This is a genomic window from Listeria cossartiae subsp. cossartiae (assembly GCF_014224155.1).
Classification (GTDB): domain Bacteria; phylum Bacillota; class Bacilli; order Lactobacillales; family Listeriaceae; genus Listeria; species Listeria cossartiae.
The window spans coordinates 104,928-124,584 of record NZ_JAASUI010000003.1 but is presented as its reverse complement, the minus strand read 5'-3'; the positions used below and the strand labels follow the sequence as shown (position 1 = coordinate 124,584).

Below are 19,657 nucleotides of genomic sequence, written 5' to 3'. Positions count from 1 at the left end.
AAAAAAATCAAGTATAATAAACACGAAGGAGCTGTTTTGATGAAGAAAATCCTATTACTATTAGCGCTAATTACCGTCGTTCTTACGCTCGGAGCATGTGGCGATAATAAAAAAGAAACCGAAGAGAAGGCGAACCAAACCGAAAAAGAAAGTTCGACCTTTTTAAATACCATTTCCACCAAAGATTTCAAACAAAAAATGGCCGATAAAACAACTGGATTTGTTTACGTTGGCCGCCCAACATGCGAAGACTGCCAAGCGTTCCAACCAATCCTAAAGAAAGAACTGGAAAAAAGACAACCAGATCAAAAAATGGCTTACTACAACACGGATAAAGCATCCGAAAAAAGCCGCGATGACATGATTACCCTTTTAAAAGAGATGGATATTGATTCTGTCCCAACAATGGTTTATTTAAAAGATGGAAAAGTAGTATCTACCTACGCAGCAACAGACGAACCGGAAAAATTAACCAAATGGATGAATAAAGTGAGTAAAGAGGTCTAAGCATAGACCTCTCTTCAATTTGCATACTTTAAGTAAGCATCTATTTATGTTATTATACATATGGTAGTAATGAATGGATGATACCTTTATTGGATCATACTAACGCTACTAATAAAAATATGTTTTTTGCCTTGATTAAAGTGATTTAACAGGGACGAAAAGGAGCTAAGAAAATGAAGAGACCAGTAGATTTTTTTGCTATGAAAGAAAACGGAGAGAAAATCACGATGATTACCGCTTATGATTATCCTTCTGCCAAGAACGTAGAGCAAGCCGAAGCAGATATGATTTTAGTCGGTGATTCACTTGGAATGGTAGTATTAGGCTACGATTCAACGGTACCAGTAACGATTGCTGACATGATTCATCATACAAAAGCTGTGAAGCGCGGGGCCGCGAATACATTTGTTGTTACTGATATGCCATTCATGACATACCACGGATCAGTGGATGAAACAATCCAAAACGCACGTAAGATTATTCAAGAAAGTGGCGCACATGCAGTCAAATTAGAAGGCGCAGGAGAAGTCGTGAACAAAATTGCTCGTTTAACAGAAGCCGGTGCTCCGGTTGTTGCTCACCTAGGTTTAACACCACAAAGCGTTGGTTTAACAGGAAGCTATAAAGTTCGTGCCAAATCCTCACAAGAAGCGCAAGAGTTAATTGATAATGCGTTAGCAGTTGAAGCGGCGGGAGCAATTGCACTTGTGTTAGAAGCCATTCCTCGTCAACTAGCGGAGAAAGTAACAAAAGCACTTTCTATCCCAACAATTGGTATCGGAGCAGGCGTGGAAACAGACGGCCAAGTCCTTGTCTATCATGATATTATTGGTTACGGAATTACTCGCCGTGCTAAATTCGTGAAGGCTTATGCAGATATTGATGAAACAATCGAACCAGCACTGGCAAGCTATGTCAAAGAAGTAAAAGCACAAGCATTTCCAGAAGTGAAACATAGCTTTACGATGGCCGAAGAAGACTTAAAAGGCCTTTATGGAAGGGAATAGCAGATGTTAATCATTCGAAATAAACAAGAACTTAAAGAAGCAATTTTAAAACAAAAACAAGCAAATAAAACAATTGGTTTCGTGCCAACGATGGGCTTTTTACATGAAGGACATATGACACTTGTCAGCCATGCGAGAAAAGAGAACGATTTTGTCGTGATGAGCGTGTTCGTCAACCCAACCCAGTTTGGTCCAAATGAAGATTTTGATGCCTATCCACGAGATGAAGCGCACGATGCGGAGCTCGCGGAACAAGGCGGCGTAGATATTTTATTTATACCTACTGTAGAAGAAATCTATCCGACTGAATTAGCAACGAAACTCCATGTCGTTAAGCGTGTTTCGGTACTCGACGGAGCTGACCGAGAAGGCCATTTTGACGGCGTAGTAACGGTTTTAACGAAACTGTTTCATTTAGTAAATCCAGATAATGCCTACTTTGGTCAAAAAGATGCCCAGCAAGTAGCCGTTGTTTCTGGCTTAGTAGAAGATTACTTTTTCCCAGTGAACTTACGAATCATTGCTACTGTTAGGGAAGCGGACGGACTTGCCAAAAGCTCGCGCAATGTGTATCTAACAGAAACAGAACGTCAAGAAGCCCCAGCAATCCACGCCGCTTTACAAATGGGCCGAGCGCTTATTGAATCCGGCGAAACAGATGAGCAAAAAATCGTACAAGTAATGACAAACAAAATCAACGAGCAAACATCCCACGAGAAAATTGCTTATTTAGCGTTATATGCTTATCCCGAATTTACACCAGTAACAGATTGGTCCAAAGGGATAATTATTGCGGCGGCAGTGAAGTACTCGAAAGCTCGTTTAATCGATAATGAATTAATAAATGTGAAGAGGCGGTAAAAAATGTTTAGAACAATGATGAATGGCAAAATTCACCGAGCGACTGTAACAGAAGCCAATCTGAATTATGTAGGAAGTATTACGATTGATTCTGCTATTTTAGAAGCGGTGGATATGCTTCCAAACGAAAAAGTCCAAATTGTAAATAATAATAATGGGGCAAGAATTGAAACATATATTATTCCAGGTGAGCCGGGTAGTGGTGTTATTTGCCTAAACGGTGCAGCAGCTAGACACGTTCAAGTAGGCGACGTAGTTATTATCATGAGCTACGGCATGTTTACTGCGGAAGAAGCAAAAGCACATGAACCAAAAATCGTCGTATTAGATGAAAAAAATCATATTGAAATGGTACTTCCAGAAGAAAAAGCGCATACGACTTTATAATCAGTTCGGGGAGCTTGAGTGGATTTCTGCTCAAGCTACTCGTTTGTTTGTAACGTTATTTTTGAATAAAAGCAGTGAAAGAAAGAGGTGGAGCAGATGAAACAGAAACGCTATATTGTCGTCGATTTAGAAACAACAGGAAATCAAGCTTCACGCGAGGACCGGATAATCCAGTTCGCTGCTTGTTTTGTCGAGTCCGGGAAACGGCTGGAAACATACTCTACCTTTTTAAATCCAGAAAAACCGATTCCTGCTTTTATTCAAGAATTAACGGGGATTTCTCCAAAAGACGTGAAAAATGCACCACTTTTTGAAGATGTAGCACCGATTATCGCAAATTTACTCGAAGATACTATTTTTGTAGCGCATAATGTTTCTTTTGATTGGACCTTTTTAGAAAGAGAAATGACGCGCGCGGGAATATCGCTTGGCAAAATGAAAAAACTTGATACCGTGGAATTAGCTAGAATAATGTATCCGGGTATTGATAGTTATAAATTACAAGATTTATCGGACGAATTTAATTTGGGGCATGACAAACCACACCGCGCGGATAGTGATGCGGAAGTAACGGCCGATTTGCTACTTTTATTATTAGCGAAACTAGAAAATTTACCATTACCAGTTATTCGGCAAATGACGACTATTTCTGGCAGTCTAAAAAGTTACTTACCGGAATTATTATTTGAAATCGAAATGAGAAAAGAACGAGCTAATCAGCCACTTGATCCAACTTTTGTGGAGCATCGCGGGTTAGTCATTCGTAAAAAAGAAGTCCAAAAGCCGACATATAGCAGAGCTGATTTACTTGAATTTCCGGAAACAGATGAGGCTAAGATGGCTTTATTCCAAAAAGCAGGGGCGCCGCTTTATGCTAGAAGTGGACAATTTGAAATGATGAACCTTGTTTTCCAAGCGATGAAGTCAGGCAAGCATGCGCTGATTGAAGCTGGAACGGGGATTGGGAAGTCGTTAGGGTACTTTCTACCAGCGATTTACCAAGCAAAACAAGCTGAATTACCGGTCGTCATTAGTACATATACGAACTTATTACAAGCCCAATTATATGAAAAAGACGTGCCACTTTTAACGAAATTAACAGGCTTCAAAGTAAAAGCGAGTTTACTTAAAGGGCGCGACCATTATTTGAACTTGTTTAAATTTGAGCAGTTGTTGCAAGAAGGGGATACGCAGTACGATGTGGTTGTTACGAAGCTAAAACTACTTGTTTGGCTGACGGAAACAACGACTGGCGATATTGATGAAGTGAATTTATCCAGTGGCGGGGAGCTATTTTGGAATCGAATGAAGCACACGGGCTGGTTTTTATCGGAAAAACATGACCCGTGGCTCGCACACGATTTCTATAAATTCAATATTAAACAAGCGAAAAATGCTGATTTAGTCATCGTCAATCATGCTTTACTACTTAACGACCATTTTTCTGGAAGGGAAACATTGCCTAAATATGCATTTGCCGTAATCGATGAAGCCCATCATTTTGCAGATAGTGCCCGCACGCAAGGCAGTTTTATTCTTTCATACCGCAAATTAAAATACTTTTTGAATCAGTTAGGTTCATTAGAAAAATATTCTCTTTTAACACGATTAGCAATGGCTTTTCCAGAAGCGGATAGTTTGTATGATTTAGATATTGCAGCGATGAAGCTAGGCGAGGCTGTGGAAGAATTCTTTGCGCTCCTAAAAATGCAGTTGAATGTTGCACGTAAAAACTTGCAAGAAGTAGTCTTAGTAGAAAACAGTGAAAAAGATGCTTGGAATGACAAAGTATACTACGCTGCCGAAAAAGTGTTGTACTTACTGCAAGAATCTGAAAAAAATATGGAAACATTATTAGCGCAAGGCAAACGGGAAGAAAACGAGCTAGGTGAAGCAGAAAGCGCCTTTTTAGAAGAAATGTATGCTTTTTTACTAGATTGGAAAAATATGGTGAAGCAGTTGGAGCAAATGTTGCATAAAAAATCACCTATTTTGACAATTTATTTACAAGCTGACAAAAACCATTCGATATCAAGTATCCGCCTGAAAGCAGTACTCATGGAAGTGGAGCCAACGCTTGGCAAAGAATTTTTCGCGAAAAAAGAAAGCGTGATTATGACCTCGGCAACGTTAACTGTCAAAGGAAAATTCGATTATTTACGGAAGAGTCTCGGTTTGGAAGAAGAACAAATCGTAGAAAAACGCATTCCTTCGCCATTTGATTACAAAGAAAATGCGCGCGTGATGATTCCGGATGATATGCCACCGATTAAAGATACGCCAATCGAGCGCTACACGGCGGAATTGGCTAAATATATTCGTCATATAGCGGTCAAAACAAAGGGGCGGATGCTCGTACTTTTCACCGCTTCCGATATGTTGCAAAAAACGTATTATCATATGAAAAATGAGAAATCGTTAGAAGAATATGTCGTTCTTGCGCAAGGTGTTTCAGCGGGAAGTGCGGCACGACTAACGAAGCAATTTCAAATGTTCGATAAAGCGATTTTACTTGGAACGACGAGTTTTTGGGAAGGGATTGATATTCCGGGTGAAGACTTATCCTGCCTCGTGATTGTGCGCTTGCCGTTCGCACCGATGGATGATCCTTATACGAAAGCGCAAATTTCACTTCGAAAAGAACGTGGTGAAAATGCCTTCCAAACCTACTCTTTACCAGAGGCAGTACTACGATTTAAACAAGGTTTTGGTCGATTGATTAGGCGAGAATCTGACCGCGGAATCGTCTTTGTTTTTGATAACCGGGTAGACACGACGAAATTCGGGAAAGCCTTTTTGGAATCTATCCCAAGTGCCCCAATTTTAAAAGGAAATCAAGCTGATTTATTAGAAGAAGTGAGCGAATTCTTTAAGGAAGGTTAAATTTTTCCTAATATGACTTCAAATCTTAGGCGGCTATTGCTATAATGTATCTATGCGAAAATGAAAATGCATATCGCCGGACGAATTTCGGTAATTTATAAATAGAAATGAGCGAGATTACTTTGCGAAATAGAAAACCTAAGCGTAAGATTGGCAAATGGATAGCGATTATTCTCGGCATAATGATTGTGCTTATCGTGCTGGCATTTCTGTACTTTAGAGAGGCAGAAAAACCTGTAACTAATGCAGAAACAGAAGCGTTAGAGCGAATAAGTGGCCAAGTCGACTTAAAGACAACAGATCAATTTTATCTATACAATGGTCCAAAAGAAGTGTATTACGTATTAACTGGCAAGAACAGTGAGAATAAGAATATCATCGTCTGGGTTCCAAAGAAGAAATCCGACAAAGTATATGTTAAGTTCGCATCTGATGGCATCACAGAAAAACAAGCACGCGACAAAGTAACAAAAGAAAAGAACCCAAAGAAAATTTTGCATGTGAATTTAGGCATGGAAAAAGAAACACCAATTTGGGAAGTTGCCTACTTAGATAAGAATGACAAGCTAAACTACTTTGACATTAACTTTGAAACAGGTGAATGGTACAGAGAAATTGAAAACTTGTAACTAATTTGGAGGAGGGAATAACATGGACTTACCGTTATCAAAACGTGTCAAAGGAGTAGCCCCGTCGCCAACACTCGCGATTACGGCTAAAGCAAAACAAATGAAACAAGAAGGAATTGATGTTATCGGATTAGGCGCTGGGGAACCAGATTTTAATACCCCGCAAAATATCATCGATGCAGCAATCGAGTCCATGAATAAAGGGTTCACTAAATACACACCTTCCAGTGGAATCATCGAGCTAAAACAAGCAATTGTGGATAAGCTCCAAAAAGATCAGTTCTTACACTACGAAACGAACCAAATTTTCGTAGGTACAGGAGCTAAACATGTACTCTACTCAGCGTTCCAAACGATTTTAGATCCAGGCGATGAAGTCATTATTCCAGTTCCGTACTGGGTAACTTATCCCGAACAAGTCAAATTAGCAGGCGGAATTCCTGTCTTTGTAGAAACTGGTTTTGACGCCGACTTCAAAATTTCAGCAGCAAATTTTGAACAAGCGATTACCGAAAAAACAAAAGCTATCGTTTTAAACTCACCGAATAATCCTTCTGGCATGTGCTATACAAAAGAAGAATTAATCGCGATTGGCGAAGTTGCTGAAAAACATCAGATTTACATTTTATCCGATGAAATATACGAAAAATTATACTACGGCAACAAAGCGGATTTAGTTTCTATCGCAAGTCTAAGTGATCGTTTATACGATTTAACGATTGTCATTAATGGTGTTTCAAAAGCCTACTCGATGACAGGATGGCGGATTGGTTACGCAGCTGCGAACAAAGAAATCATTGCTGGAATGAGCAAGCTTGCAGACCATTTAACAAGTAATCCAACAGCTAATGCCCAGTATGCGGCCCTTGAAGCGTATGTTGGTAGCCAAGCAGTTCCAGAAAAAATGTACAAAGCCTTTGAAGAACGCATGGAACGCTTTTATCCGGAACTAAACAGTATTCCAGGATTTAAACCAAAAAAACCAGATGGCGCCTTTTATTTCTTTATTGAAGTAAAAGAAGCGGCACATAAAAAAGGTTTTCAGGATGTAGATGCTTTTGTAGCAGCTCTTTTAGAAGAAGCGAAAGTCGCAGTCATTCCAGGCTCAGGATTCGGAATGCCCGACTATATACGCCTTTCTTATGCAACAAATCCAGACTTATTCCAAGAAGCTATAAATCGAATCAAAAGTTTTATGAAATAGGGAGTGTAGACAAGTGAAAATTACAATCAATCAAGCATCCGAATTTGTCGGAAAAGAAGTAACAATTGGAGCATGGCTTGCGAATAAGCGTTCAAGCGGTAAAATTGCTTTCTTACAATTACGCGATGGAACAGGATTTATGCAAGGCGTTGTCGTAAAAGCAGAAGTTGGCGATGATATTTTCGCTACTGCTAAAGCTTTAACACAAGAAACAAGCTTATATGTAACAGGGACAATTAACGAAGATACACGTTCCCCATTTGGCTATGAAATGGCTGTATCTGGTGTGGAAGTAATTAGCGAATCGCATGATTATCCAATCACACCGAAAGAACACGGCACAGAATTTTTAATGGACCATCGTCATTTATGGCTACGTTCGAACCGTCAACACGCGATTATGAAAATCCGTAACGAAATTATTCGCGCTAGCTATGAATTTTTCAATAAAGAAGGATTCCTAAAAATCGATCCACCAATTTTGACTGGTAGTGCACCAGAAGGAACAACGGAACTTTTCCATACGAAATATTTTGAAGAAGATGCGTTCCTTTCTCAAAGTGGTCAATTATACATGGAAGCTGCAGCAATGGCTTTCGGTAAAGTATTCTCATTCGGTCCAACTTTCCGCGCTGAAAAATCAAAAACACGCCGTCACTTAATTGAATTCTGGATGATTGAACCAGAAATGGCGTTTTACAAATTAGAAGATAGCTTACAAGTACAAGAAAACTACGTGGCTTTCCTAGTAAAAGCAGTGCTTGATAACTGCCGCTTAGAACTAGATCGCCTTGGACGTGATGTGAGTCATTTAGAAAAAATGGTTGCGCCGTTCCCACGTATTACGTATACAGAAGCCATTGAACGTTTACACGAATTAGGCTTTGACGATATTGTTTGGGGAGACGACTTCGGAGCACCGCATGAAACAGCGATTGCCGACAGTTTCGAAAAACCAGTTTTCATTACACATTATCCAAAAGCAATTAAACCATTCTATATGCCGGAAGATCCAGAAAATGATCAAGTTGTTTTATGTGCTGATATGATTGCTCCAGAAGGATACGGAGAAATTATTGGTGGATCCGAACGTATTCACGATTTAGAAACACTTCAAGCTAGAATGGAAGATTTCGACTTAGATCAAGAAGCATACAGCTGGTACCTTGATTTAGCTCGTTACGGTTCTGTACCACATTCCGGTTTTGGACTTGGCTTAGAACGTACGGTAGCATGGATTTCCGGAACAGAACACGTCCGCGAAACTATTCCATTCCCACGTTTACTAAACCGTCTATACCCATAAGTAAATAAAAGTGAGGCCAAACACTGGCTTCACTTTTTTTGTGTCGTTTTTTTGGGTTGAAAATCATCTTTTCCAGTTGATTTCATGATTTTATCCGTACTTTTATATTTTTCCCTCGAAAACCATGTTATAATTTTGTAGTGAGGTGTTTAAAATGAATCCAAAAATTCTTGAACAATGGATGGCTGAAGGGCAAGTAACATTGCCACAAGTGCTAGTAAAAAACTATGCAACCATCGGCTTAAACGAAATCGAACTAGTACTTTTACTTCAAATACAATCTTTTGCAGCAGAAGCAGAATTTTTCCCTTCGATGGAAATGTTAGCAAATAGAACAACACTTTCGCTCGAAGAAACCATTAAAACGATGGATTCAATCCTGAAAAAAGGAATGATTGCCATCGAACAAAGCCAAGATAATTCGCGAATGATTTCAGAGCAATATAATTTAGCGCCACTTTGGGGTAAATTAGTCGCTTTATATGAAAATCAAGCAGCAGCTAGTAGACAAGAAAAACAAGTAGAGCAACAAACCAATTTATATAGCTTGTTCGAAGCCGAGTTCGGAAGACCACTTTCGCCAATGGAAGCGGAAATGTTATCAGCTTGGGTAGAGCAAGATAGAACTAACCCAGATTTAATTAAAGAGGCGTTAAAAGAAGCGGTTATTTCCCAAAAATTAAATTTCCGCTATATTGATAGAATTCTTCTGAACTGGTCGAAACAAGGAGTCAAAACCATTGAAGACGCCAAACGAGTAGCTGAAGAATTCCATCAAAATGGCCGTACAAGCCAAACCATTAATCAAAGCGAAGTGAAAAAAAGCGCAGGTTCGATTCCATTATACGACTGGCTTGAAAAAAGAAAAGGGTGACGTAAACAAATTGTTATCAAATAAACAAACCGTATTATGCATAGAAGAAATGGCAAAAATGTTTCCAGCAGCACATTGCGAGCTCATTCATAAAAATACGTTTGAATTGCTGGTGGCTGTTGTGTTATCTGCGCAGTGTACAGATGTTTTAGTAAATCGTGTCACTGCCTCTCTTTTTGAAAAATATCATTCTCCGGAAGATTACTTAGCTGTACCACTAGAAGAACTGATGGACGATATTCGTTCGATTGGTTTATATCGCAACAAAGCAAAAAATATCCAAGGACTATCGGAGAAGATTTTAACCGAATTTAATGGCGAAGTGCCAAGAACCCATGCTGAATTAGAAAGTCTACCTGGTGTTGGCAGAAAAACAGCCAATGTAGTTTTATCAGTTGGCTTTGGCATTCCGGCAATTGCAGTAGATACGCATGTGGAACGAATTAGCAAACGGCTGGGAATTTGTAGATGGAAAGACTCTGTCGTGGAAGTAGAAGAAACACTGAAAAGAAAATTACCAGAAGAGCTTTGGTCAGATGCGCATCACTATATGATTTTCTTTGGCAGATATCATTGCAAAGCGAGAAACCCAGATTGCCCGACATGCCCTTTACTTTATTTGTGTAGAGAAGGAAAAAAACAAGCGAAAGTGAGGGGATTTGATGGCTGAATTTAAATATGCAGTGGAATTAACACATCCGGATTTCCCTGCACCTGATGTTATTTTGGAAGAATACGATCCAGAATCGATTTACGTAAGCGGCTTACCTTTTTGGCAAGAACAACAGTTTTTTACTAAAGGTGGCGGGGTTATCCCGTGGAAAAATGAGACAGAGCGCGCTTGTCGCAAATTAGCGAAACATATGACCAATTTAGCGGAGAGTATGGAAGCAGATTTAAAAGTGCATAAAAAGCCATCTCCTGTAACAGTCAGAGATGCACTCGGCATTTTTTTATCTATTTTATTCTGGAGTAATCACCGGCCGGTACAACTCGATAATTTGATGGAGCAAATTAAAACGTTGGAGACGAAGCCACTTAATTTAGATGAACGGTTAGAATATGTATTAAAACGTGGGAATACATTTTTAGGCTTTAGGCAATTAAATGAGTTAATGCTAGAGCAACGTAAATTAATTGCGAAACGATAAGAAAAAGAGCGAAAGATGATTTAATCATCTTTCGCTCTTTTATTTATTATTAACTATCTGGAATTTTAACGCTAGTCGAGGCGGCGGGGCTCTTCTTGCCATCTTTTACGGCGACGACATTAATGGAAACTGTGTCACCCGGATTGCCACCGCTGACGGAAACAGAGGTAGAAGATACAGTCGTTGTGGAACCATTGACAGTTACTTCATAGGTTGCACCATTTACTGCGGACCAAGAAACGTTAATTTGCTTAGAGCTGGCATTGTAGCTTGCTCTTAAGCCGGCAGGGGCAGTAAGATTTTTGGCTTCTTCAGCCTTTTTCTCTTCCTCTGCTTTTTTCTTAGCCTCTTCTTCTTTTTTCTTCTCTTCCTCGGTTTTCTTTTTCGCTTCTTCTTCCGCTTTTTTCTTCGCTTCTTCTTCTTTTTTCTTCTCATCTTCAGGAGTTGAAGCTGTTTTTGTTGGAGCAGTTCCTGATAAGAATAACTCGTAGCTTACTTTATCGCTTGCTGTACCTTCTGCGGCACGAGCGATTGGGTTACTGCCTTTTAAAATTGGAACGGATACAACATTGCTTGGCATTTTGAAGTCTGAAGTGGTTTTGCCAGAAGAGGCGTGCGCCATCAACTTACTAAACATGCGTTGAGCAATTTTTTGTTCGTTCGCAGAAACATATTTTTGCTTATCATCATAACCGGTCCATACGGCGATTGAATAGTTGGTTGTATATCCAGCAAACCATGAGTCACGAGCAGCACCACTAGGGTAGTAGTACTTCGATGTGAATTCAGGTGGGATATTCGTTGTACCTGTTTTACCAGCAGCAGGGACACCTGGTACGGCTGCTGAGGTACCTGTTCCGATAGAAAGAACGTCTTTTAGAACATCAGAGACCATATAAGCAGTGGATTCTTTCATCGCAACGGTACTTTTCGGTTCTGTATCAATTTCGGTTTGTCCATCAGATAAAACGATTTTAGTAACGGTATGTGGCGTGTTGTAAATTCCTTTGTTACCGAATGCAGCATAGGCACCAGCCATTTGCATTGGATTGGAACTATTTGCACCGATGGCATTGGATTCTACGTTTTGGCCTTTATCATACGTGATACCAAGTTTATTAACAAATTGCTCGGATTTATCTAAGCCAACTGCTTGAAGTGTTTTTAGAGCTGGAATATTACGCGATTGATAAAGGGCTTGTCTTACGGAAATTGGTCCTTTATAACCGAAGTCCCAGTTATTAATAGGAGTTCCACCAGTATAAGTATACGGTTCATCTTCTAAAATATGGGCAGTTGACCAGTCTAAATATTCAAAAGCAGGGCCATAATCGGCGATAGGTTTCATCGTTGACCCAACCGAACGTTTTACTTGAGTCGCGTAGTTGTAGCCACGTGTAACTTTCTGATTACGTCCGCCTCCGATGGCTTGAACACGGCCAGTTTTTGTATCTTGCAACACGATACCGGCTTGCATTTCATCATCCGTGAAGTTCACAATTTCATTAGTATTAAGCATTTTTTCCGTGTACTCTTGGGCATCACGGTCAAGTGCTGTGTAAATTGTTAAACCATCACGATAAACATCATATTCTTTTGGAATTTCGCTTAAAACTTGTGTTACGTAAGAATCGTATTTGTAAATTTTATCTGCACGATCTTTTTTCGAGCGAAGTCCAGTAGTAATTGGTGTTTTTTGAGCTTCTGTCATTTGTTCTTTGGTGATTTTGTCATGTGTATACATGTTTGTTAACACTTGATCACGACGTTTTTTAGCTGCTTCTGGATGGTCGTAAGGGTTGTAGTTATTCGGACTTTGCGGCATACCAGCAAGTAGCGCTGTTTCAGCTAACGTAAGATCTTTCACATTTTTACCGAAATAATGTTCGGCAGCTGTTTGCATACCATGGACACGGTCAGACATATAGACTTTATTAACATAAATTTCTAAGATGTCATTTTTGCTATATTTTTCTTCTAATTGAAGAGCTAACCATGCTTCTTGTGCTTTTCTGGCAAGTGTTTTATTCGTGTAGTCTAAATAGGACATTTTGATGATTTGTTGGGAAAGGGTACTTGCGCCTTCCGCTCCAAAGCCATCTGTCACGTTAGCTACGACTGCCCCACCGAGTCGGATAGGGTCAATGCCATCATGTTCGTAAAAACGCGCATCTTCTGTTGTTAGAATTGCATTTTTTAGTGTTTCCGGTATATCTTTGTATTCAATATATTCCCGCCGTTCGGTTCCAACTTCTGCGAAAACTTTACCATCCTTATCAAGTAACTTGGACGATAACGGATCCCGTAGTTTGGAGTCGGTCAGTTTAGGTGCATCTTTTGCATAACCGTAAAAAACAGTTGCACCAGCCGCAATACCAAAGAAAGCGAAAAATAATCCTGCAAAGAAAATAGTTTTGAAAATATTCGCTGCTACTCGTTTTCCGCGTTTTTGCGGTTTCTTTTTAGAATTGCCACTTGGTTTTTTGCGATACTGAGATCTTGTCTGCGGTTTATCTGCCATTAAAAATCTCTCTCCTTTAAAAAAGGTTTGACTAGAAGTATAATTTATCTATTGATTGCAAGAAGTCAAGCCTTGGATTTAGACCATAAGGAATTTGGTCCGATACATCTTGTATTTCTGCTATAGTGACTGATTTTCTACCACCACTCTGCATGCGTTCCCAAAACGGATAAAATTTCTCAAAGGGAATGAAATGCGTTTCTCCGAGTTTTTGGAAAGCAATAATGACAAAAACGATACCGTCTTGTTTTAAGACGTTGATCATATGTGTCATTTGGTGATCGTGAAAATTACTCAACGGAAAAGACGTTGTATTCTGGGTTTCTTTAGCTTCAAAATCAACATATTTTCCTTTATAGACACCATTGTAATCTGTTGTGGATGGTGTTTTGAAGTAGGCTTCCTTAATTTTGGCACTACTTCTTTTTGGATAGTCCACGCTGACAATTTGGACAGGCGTAGGTTTTTTGTGGATGACTGCAATTTCGTGGGTTAAATAATACGCAATGGTATCATTCAAATCATCTTCCAAAGACATACCGCGCTTACCGTAAGTTACAGGAGCTTTCCGTTTTTTTTGAGGAAGACCCTCAGGACTCGCTGCATACTTTTTGCCGTTAGGATAACCAATAGCCATTTTTTTCACCTCTATCAGAAAAATTCTATTCTGAAATTTAGACTATCATCTATTATAACAAATAAAAATGAAAATGATAGTACGAATTAAATGCAGAATAGCTCTTTTCGGCAAGAAACTACCTCATAAATAGAACGTACCTTCGTCTATTTTACCATATTTTAACTAATAATCTAATTTTAGGCAAGATTTTGCGTCCTATGCTATGCTTGAAGTAACTGAAAATGTGAAGAAAAGAGTGATAGAATGGAACTTTTAAACCGCACGGAAAAATTACTTCTTCAGAATGAAAAAAACTGGGAACTTTATTTAAGTAACCGCGAAGAAGCCAAGCCGTTTGATTTTTATAAAGATATGAAACCTTTCGTTGATGAAGCCAAAAATAGCGCGGATGCATTTTTAGAATTAGCGATTCCATGGGTAAACAAAGAGCGTCCTCCTTATTTAGGAGAACTGCAATTAAGGCAAGCCTGTGATAATGTTCAAATGACGGCAGTAAGTGCATTTAATGGAAAGTCTTTTTACAAACATTTCCTAGACCACTACCAGTCTACCAAGTATACACTAACAAGAGTGAGAGATTTCTTAAAAAGAAAAGAGGAATTGATGTGAAATCCATCGCAGTGACAGGATACAAAAATTTTGAACTGGGCATTTTTAAAAAGGATGCGGATGAAGCCGTCTATATTAAAGAAACAATCAAACGCCATTTGCTACCGCACGTGGAAGATGGGCTAGAATGGGTGATTATTTCTGGTCAGTTAGGAATTGAACTTTGGGCGGGGGAAGTGGTTGCGGAATTGAAAACAGATTATCCGGTCAAGCTAGCAATTCTCGAACCGTTTGAACAACAAAGCGCTAATTGGAATGAAGCAAATCAATTATGGGCGACTGAAGTACGGGAAAAAGCGGATTATCATGCATTTATTACGAAACGTCCTTATGAAAGTCCTGCGCAATTTGCGGCCAGAGATGGTTTTATTATCGATAATACGGACGGGGCGCTACTTGTGTATGATTTAGAAAAAGAAGGTTCGCCGAAATTTTTTTATGATCGTGCTGCTCAAGCGAAAGAGCAAGCGAATTATTTTTTGGAATGTATTGATTTTTATGCGCTTCAAGAGGTTGTGGAAGATATGAATCAAACCTTTTAATATAGAAGCAAATAGTTATTTTCATAAAAATTACTCGAATAGATTGACAAATGGTGTGAGATTTGAAAAAATAAGGGTAAGTATATTATTAGAACAAAAATACGTAAGAATAGAGATAGAGGTGGAGTTATATGACTTCGGAACAATTTGAGTATCACTTAACAGGTAAAGAAATTTTGGAAAAAGAATTTAAAACTGGGCTTCGTGGTTATAGTCCGGAAGATGTTGATGAGTTTTTGGACATGGTAATTAAAGATTACAGTACGTTCACGCAAGAAATCGAGGCTCTTCAAGCTGAAAATATTCGACTTGTACAAGAACTTGATAGCGCACCACTAAGATCAGCAGCACAACCAGCACCAACTTTCCAAGCAGCGGCACAACCAGCTGGAACGACCAACTTTGATATTCTAAAACGTCTTTCTAACTTAGAAAAACACGTTTTTGGAAATAAGCTGGACGATAACGAATAGGTGTGCTAGTATAAGTAAGTTAAGAATTTATGAATAACGTTCGGATAATCGCTGTTTTCTTTTGAAAGCAGAGGAAAGTCCATGCTCGCACGGTGCTGTGATGCCCGTAGTGATCGTGCCTGGTCAAACAATAAGCCAGGGCATTCCGGATTTCCGGTTTGACGGCAGGTGAATGACCTAAGTCTTCGGATATGGTCTTATAACCTTGAAGGTGCCACAGTGACGAAGTTCCGGCAGAAATGCTCGGAAGTGGAACGAGGTAAACCCCACGAGCGAGAAACTCAAACTTATGGTAGGGGCACTTTTCCCGAGGAATCAAGAACAAGGGACGAGGTGCGAATTAATTTTCGCGCAGATAGATGGTTATCTCTTTACTATTACCCTGTATGTAGTAAAGAACAGAACATGGCTTACAGAGCGTTATTTTCAGGATTAATTTAACATTGAAGGCTGTTTTAGAAGGCCGGAGCGCAAGTTTTAAGGTGGGTGTTCGACCTGGTTGAATGCCTATTTAAAACAAATCTCCCCCTCTTAAAACAGCTTTTTTTCATTAGAAATTTAATTAAAGGATGGGACACAATGAAAACATTTCAGTTGGTGGCGACGGCTGCTTCTGGTTTAGAAGCGATTGTTGGGAAAGAAGTGGCACGTTTAGGCTATGACCCGAAAGTAGAAAACGGTAAGGTATATTTTGAAGGAGATTTATCCGCAATTGCTAGAGCGAATCTTTGGCTTCGTGTAGCAGACCGAGTGAAAATTGTCGTTGGTGTATTTAAAGCAACAACATTTGATGAACTGTTTGAAAAGACGAAAGCTTTACCTTGGGAAGATTATTTGCCGCTAGATGCGCAGTTCCCTGTAGCTGGTAAATCGGTTAAGTCTACGCTGTACAGTGTGCCTGATTGCCAAGCGATTGTGAAAAAAGCGATCGTTAATCGTGTCAGTGAAAAATATCGTCGTTCTGGCCGTTTGATGGAAACAGGCGCGTTATTTAAGTTAGAAGTTTCTATTTTAAAAGATGAAGTGACGCTTACGATTGATACTAGTGGTGCGGGATTACATAAACGTGGTTATCGTTTAGCTCAAGGTAGCGCACCTATTAAAGAAACAATGGCGGCGGCGCTTGTGTTACTTACTAGTTGGCATCCGGATAGACCATTTTATGATCCGGTATGTGGTTCTGGGACGATTCCAATTGAGGCAGCACTTATTGGACAAAATATCGCACCGGGATTCAACCGTGAGTTTGTATCGGAAACATGGGATTGGATGCCGAAGCAAGTTTGGGCGGATGCGAGGCAAGAAGCGGAAGATTTGGCTAATTATGATCAACCGCTAAATATTATCGGTGGCGACATTGATGCGCGTTTGATCGATATTGCGAAACAAAATGCGGTAGAAGCAGGTCTTGGTGACTTGATTACTTTTAGACAACTCCAAGTAGCCGATTTCCAAACGGAAGATGAGTACGGGGTCGTTGTTGCGAATCCGCCGTACGGGGAACGTTTAGAGGACGAGGAAGCTGTGCGCCAACTGTATCGTGAAATGGGTATTGTGTATAAACGAATGCCGACATGGTCTGTTTACGTGCTTACTTCATATGAATTATTTGAAGAAGTTTATGGTAAGAAAGCAACGAAAAAACGCAAATTATATAATGGTTACTTGCGCACAGATTTATATCAATACTGGGGTCCAAGAAAACCACGTCCTAAAAAAGAAGATTGATTGAATGGAGGAGTTAAGTTTGGTAGGAACATTAGAAGAGGAATTTTTAGCGTATATTAAAAAGATGGAAGCACTGGAAGAAGCACTGGCATTAGTTTACTGGGATCTTCGTACAGGCGCACCGTCAAAAGGAATGGAAGGCCGCTCCGATGTTATTGGCGTTCTTTCTGAAGAGATTTTCAATATGCAAACATCGGAAGAAATGGCTGCTTTTATTGCCGGACTTAACCAAGATAAAGAAAATCTATCCGAAATCACTCGTAAAACTTTAGAAGAATCTCAAAAAACATATGATTTAAATAAAAAAATCCCAAGCAAAGAATATGCGGAATATACAAAACTGGTTGCGCAAGCCGAAACTGCTTGGACAACTGCTCGCGAACAAAATGATTTTGCGGCATTCGAACCATTCCTAACTAGAATTCTCGAAATGAAACGCCAATTTGTGGAGTATTGGGGTTATGAAGAAAATAAATACGACACATTACTTGATCAATATGAGCCTGGCGTGACGGTTTCTGTGCTTGATTCTGTCTTTGAAAAAGTACGTGATGGTATTATGGCGATTCGTGAAAAGATTGCAAACGAAGGCGTGAAGCCAGATGCATCGATTTTAAATACAAAAATTTCCGAAGCGAAACAAAAAGAATTTAGCATTCGTATTTTGAATAAAATGGGCTTTGATTTTGAAGCGGGTCGTTTAGATGAAACGGTTCATCCATTTGCGACTGGTTTGAATACGGGCGATGTTCGGATTACGACACGTTATAATGAAAATGATTTTAAAATGGCTGTATTTGGTACGATTCACGAAGGTGGACATGCGATTTATGAGCAAAACTTTGATGCGTCTCTTGTAGGAACACCACTTGCAAACGGAGCTTCGATGGGAATTCACGAATCTCAATCTCTATTTTACGAAATCATTATCGGATCTAGTTTGGCATTTTGGAAAAGTAATTATGCAGATTTTCAGGCGATAACGAAGCCTGCTTTTGATAAGGTGAAGTTGGAAGATTTTTATCGTGCGGTGAATATTTCCGAAAGTTCGCTGATTCGAATTGAAGCAGATACGTTAACTTACCCGCTGCATATTATGATTCGCTATGAACTGGAAAAAGCGCTTATTAATGGCGAACTTGAAGTAAAAGATTTGCCGAAAGCGTGGGGCGACAAATACGAAGAGTACTTAGGCATTCGTCCAGATAATGATACGAATGGCGTACTGCAAGACATTCACTGGGCTGGTGGCGATTTTGGTTACTTCCCATCGTACGCGCTAGGTTTAATGTACGCAGCGCAGTTCTACAACCAAATGCAAAAAGAAATTCCGAACATCGATGCGATTATTGCAAGTGATGACTATACGGAGTTAAAAACGTGGTTAACGGAACACGTGCATAAATTTGGTAAAACAAAGAAACCATTAGAAATTCTAACAGATACAACAGGAGAAGGCTTGAATCCTACGTATTTACTAGATTTACTAGAAAAAAGATACGCTTATGTGTACCAGTTTAATAAGTAAAAAATTAGCTTGACCGTGCTCCTTTAGAAAGCTATAATAAACAACATAACTTAAAACCGAAATACTTGTATAATAGTTGCGATTGGGCGACGAGTTTCTACCTGGTTACCGTAAATAACCGGACTATGAGTAGTTTGTATAAAGAAGTCACCTCGGAAATTGGTGGCTTCTATACTGCTTCTCTAAATTTAGAGGAGCAGTTTTTTTATTTTGAAAGGAGAATCGCCTTGAAATTACTGGAAGAGTTTATTCAAGAAAAAGGGACCGTTTTACCCGGCAATGTTTTAAAAGTAGATGCATTTTTAAATCATCAAATTGATCCAGTTTTAATGCAAGCCATGGGAAATGAATTTGCTAAACGGTTCCAAGATTTAGGGATTACGAAAATTGTAACGATTGAATCATCGGGTATTGCGCCGGCTGTATTTGCGGGACTTGCGCTTTCCGTGCCAGTTGTTTTTGCACGGAAGAAAAAATCAGTGACTTTAACGGATAATTTGTATACGAGCACGGTCTATTCTTACACTAAAAAAGAATCGAATGATATTTCCGTGTCGAAACAATTTTTAACAGCGGATGACACGATTTTAGTCATTGATGATTTTCTTGCAAATGGTCAGGCGGCTTTAGGTTTACTTGAAATTGCGGAGCTTGCCGGAGCAAAAGTCGCGGGTATTGGGATTGTGATTGAAAAATCTTTCCAACAAGGTCGCGAATTATTAGATAAAACAGGGATTCCAGTTTATTCACTAGCACGAATTGCCTCACTTGAAAACGAAGAAATCTTATTTTTAGAGGAGGAATAGG

At 39.4% G+C, this 19,657-nt stretch carries 19 protein-coding genes, 1 other RNA gene and 1 riboswitch; of the genes, 18 read left to right on the top strand and 2 right to left on the bottom strand.

All coding sequences use genetic code 11. From position 1 onward, the window contains the following. Window positions 1-39 precede the first annotated feature (39 nt). The 11 genes from HCJ30_RS10260 (at window position 40) to HCJ30_RS10210 (ending at window position 10,809) form a co-directional block, all read left to right on the top strand. Complete coding sequence (locus tag HCJ30_RS10260; protein WP_185392071.1) at window positions 40-507, top strand: thioredoxin family protein; 468 nt, start codon at window positions 40-42, stop codon at window positions 505-507. A gap of 173 nt (window positions 508-680) precedes the next feature. Next, on the top strand, window positions 681-1,514 hold the full coding sequence (gene panB / locus HCJ30_RS10255) for a 3-methyl-2-oxobutanoate hydroxymethyltransferase (protein WP_185392070.1): 834 nt from the start codon (window positions 681-683) through the stop codon (window positions 1,512-1,514). Between the two features lie 3 nt (window positions 1,515-1,517). Beyond that, window positions 1,518-2,375, top strand: a complete 858-nt coding sequence (panC, locus tag HCJ30_RS10250) for a pantoate--beta-alanine ligase (RefSeq protein ID WP_185392069.1) — start codon at window positions 1,518-1,520, stop codon at window positions 2,373-2,375. A 3-nt stretch (window positions 2,376-2,378) separates the two neighbouring features. Beyond that, entirely contained in the window at window positions 2,379-2,762 is a 384-nt protein-coding gene (gene panD / locus HCJ30_RS10245) for an aspartate 1-decarboxylase (protein ID WP_185392068.1), read from the top strand. Between the two features lie 96 nt (window positions 2,763-2,858). After that, complete coding sequence (dinG, locus tag HCJ30_RS10240) at window positions 2,859-5,645, top strand: ATP-dependent DNA helicase DinG, 3'-5' exoribonuclease type (protein ID WP_185392067.1); 2,787 nt, start codon at window positions 2,859-2,861, stop codon at window positions 5,643-5,645. Between the two features lie 107 nt (window positions 5,646-5,752). Next, a complete protein-coding gene (locus HCJ30_RS10235) occupies window positions 5,753-6,274 on the top strand; it encodes a cell wall elongation regulator TseB-like domain-containing protein (RefSeq protein WP_185392066.1) in 522 nt (173 codons plus the stop codon). A 22-nt stretch (window positions 6,275-6,296) separates the two neighbouring features. Further along, the gene (locus HCJ30_RS10230; protein ID WP_185392065.1) at window positions 6,297-7,478 is read left to right on the top strand and encodes a pyridoxal phosphate-dependent aminotransferase; all 1,182 of its coding nucleotides are present in this window, start codon (window positions 6,297-6,299) and stop codon (window positions 7,476-7,478) included. A 13-nt stretch (window positions 7,479-7,491) separates the two neighbouring features. Continuing rightward, a complete protein-coding gene (asnS, locus tag HCJ30_RS10225) occupies window positions 7,492-8,784 on the top strand; it encodes an asparagine--tRNA ligase (RefSeq protein ID WP_085644577.1) in 1,293 nt (430 codons plus the stop codon). 154 nt (window positions 8,785-8,938) lie between these two features. After that, window positions 8,939-9,658: a DnaD domain-containing protein gene (locus HCJ30_RS10220; protein WP_185392064.1), complete on the top strand. Its 720-nt coding sequence runs from the start codon at window positions 8,939-8,941 to the stop codon at window positions 9,656-9,658. Between the two features lie 10 nt (window positions 9,659-9,668). After that, the gene (gene nth, locus HCJ30_RS10215; protein WP_008948229.1) at window positions 9,669-10,328 is read left to right on the top strand and encodes an endonuclease III; all 660 of its coding nucleotides are present in this window, start codon (window positions 9,669-9,671) and stop codon (window positions 10,326-10,328) included. Beyond that, window positions 10,321-10,809, top strand: a complete 489-nt coding sequence (locus HCJ30_RS10210; RefSeq protein ID WP_185392063.1) for a YpoC family protein — start codon at window positions 10,321-10,323, stop codon at window positions 10,807-10,809. Before nth ends, HCJ30_RS10210 begins: the two co-directional genes overlap by 8 nt. Before the next feature lie 49 nt (window positions 10,810-10,858). Here the strand turns inward: HCJ30_RS10210 and HCJ30_RS10205 are convergent, their stop codons facing one another. Beyond that, complete coding sequence (locus tag HCJ30_RS10205; RefSeq protein WP_185392062.1) at window positions 10,859-13,330, bottom strand: penicillin-binding protein 1A; 2,472 nt, start codon at window positions 13,328-13,330, stop codon at window positions 10,859-10,861. Between the two features lie 31 nt (window positions 13,331-13,361). After that, complete coding sequence (recU, locus tag HCJ30_RS10200) at window positions 13,362-13,967, bottom strand: Holliday junction resolvase RecU (RefSeq protein ID WP_185392061.1); 606 nt, start codon at window positions 13,965-13,967, stop codon at window positions 13,362-13,364. 246 nt (window positions 13,968-14,213) lie between these two features. On the opposite strand from recU, the gene HCJ30_RS10195 reads away from it, so the two are divergent. The 7 genes from HCJ30_RS10195 (at window position 14,214) to HCJ30_RS10165 (ending at window position 19,656) form a co-directional block, all read left to right on the top strand. Next, window positions 14,214-14,579 (top strand): YppE family protein, encoded by a 366-nt coding sequence (locus tag HCJ30_RS10195; RefSeq protein WP_003723000.1) that lies wholly within the window; start codon window positions 14,214-14,216, stop codon window positions 14,577-14,579. Then, window positions 14,576-15,121, top strand: a complete 546-nt coding sequence (locus tag HCJ30_RS10190; protein ID WP_185392060.1) for an SLOG family protein — start codon at window positions 14,576-14,578, stop codon at window positions 15,119-15,121. The genes HCJ30_RS10195 and HCJ30_RS10190 overlap by 4 nt, the downstream gene beginning before the upstream one ends. A 131-nt stretch (window positions 15,122-15,252) precedes the next feature. Beyond that, window positions 15,253-15,594, top strand: a complete 342-nt coding sequence (gene gpsB / locus HCJ30_RS10185; protein ID WP_185392059.1) for a cell division regulator GpsB — start codon at window positions 15,253-15,255, stop codon at window positions 15,592-15,594. Window positions 15,595-15,630: 36 nt separating this feature from the next. Further along, window positions 15,631-16,012, top strand: an RNA gene (rnpB, locus tag HCJ30_RS10180) — RNase P RNA component class B. Between the two features lie 161 nt (window positions 16,013-16,173). Continuing rightward, entirely contained in the window at window positions 16,174-17,322 is a 1,149-nt protein-coding gene (locus HCJ30_RS10175) for a THUMP domain-containing class I SAM-dependent RNA methyltransferase (protein ID WP_185392058.1), read from the top strand. Between the two features lie 19 nt (window positions 17,323-17,341). Continuing rightward, on the top strand, window positions 17,342-18,850 hold the full coding sequence (locus tag HCJ30_RS10170; protein ID WP_185392057.1) for a carboxypeptidase M32: 1,509 nt from the start codon (window positions 17,342-17,344) through the stop codon (window positions 18,848-18,850). A gap of 45 nt (window positions 18,851-18,895) precedes the next feature. Continuing rightward, window positions 18,896-18,996: riboswitch (purine riboswitch) on the top strand. Window positions 18,997-19,077: 81 nt separating this feature from the next. Further along, window positions 19,078-19,656 carry a xanthine phosphoribosyltransferase gene (locus HCJ30_RS10165; protein WP_185392245.1) on the top strand — a complete coding sequence of 193 codons (579 nt, stop codon included), beginning with the start codon at window positions 19,078-19,080 and terminating at the stop codon, window positions 19,654-19,656. Window position 19,657: the final 1 nt, after the last annotated feature.

Bases quoted from the DNA above. Each gene is read 5' to 3' on its own strand.
- HCJ30_RS10235 (WP_185392066.1), top strand. From the start codon at position 5,753: ATGAGCGAGATTACTTTGCGAAATAGAAAACCTAAGCGTAAGATTGGC.
- recU (WP_185392061.1), bottom strand. From the start codon at position 13,967: ATGGCTATTGGTTATCCTAACGGCAAAAAGTATGCAGCGAGTCCTGAG.
- HCJ30_RS10260 (WP_185392071.1), top strand. From the start codon at position 40: ATGAAGAAAATCCTATTACTATTAGCGCTAATTACCGTCGTTCTTACG.
- HCJ30_RS10210 (WP_185392063.1), top strand. From the start codon at position 10,321: ATGGCTGAATTTAAATATGCAGTGGAATTAACACATCCGGATTTCCCT.
- gpsB (WP_185392059.1), top strand. From the start codon at position 15,253: ATGACTTCGGAACAATTTGAGTATCACTTAACAGGTAAAGAAATTTTG.
- panB (WP_185392070.1), top strand. From the start codon at position 681: ATGAAGAGACCAGTAGATTTTTTTGCTATGAAAGAAAACGGAGAGAAA.
- panC (WP_185392069.1), top strand. From the start codon at position 1,518: ATGTTAATCATTCGAAATAAACAAGAACTTAAAGAAGCAATTTTAAAA.
- HCJ30_RS10175 (WP_185392058.1), top strand. From the start codon at position 16,174: ATGAAAACATTTCAGTTGGTGGCGACGGCTGCTTCTGGTTTAGAAGCG.
- dinG (WP_185392067.1), top strand. From the start codon at position 2,859: ATGAAACAGAAACGCTATATTGTCGTCGATTTAGAAACAACAGGAAAT.
- HCJ30_RS10230 (WP_185392065.1), top strand. From the start codon at position 6,297: ATGGACTTACCGTTATCAAAACGTGTCAAAGGAGTAGCCCCGTCGCCA.
- HCJ30_RS10195 (WP_003723000.1), top strand. From the start codon at position 14,214: ATGGAACTTTTAAACCGCACGGAAAAATTACTTCTTCAGAATGAAAAA.
- HCJ30_RS10220 (WP_185392064.1), top strand. From the start codon at position 8,939: ATGAATCCAAAAATTCTTGAACAATGGATGGCTGAAGGGCAAGTAACA.
- HCJ30_RS10205 (WP_185392062.1), bottom strand. From the start codon at position 13,330: ATGGCAGATAAACCGCAGACAAGATCTCAGTATCGCAAAAAACCAAGT.
- panD (WP_185392068.1), top strand. From the start codon at position 2,379: ATGTTTAGAACAATGATGAATGGCAAAATTCACCGAGCGACTGTAACA.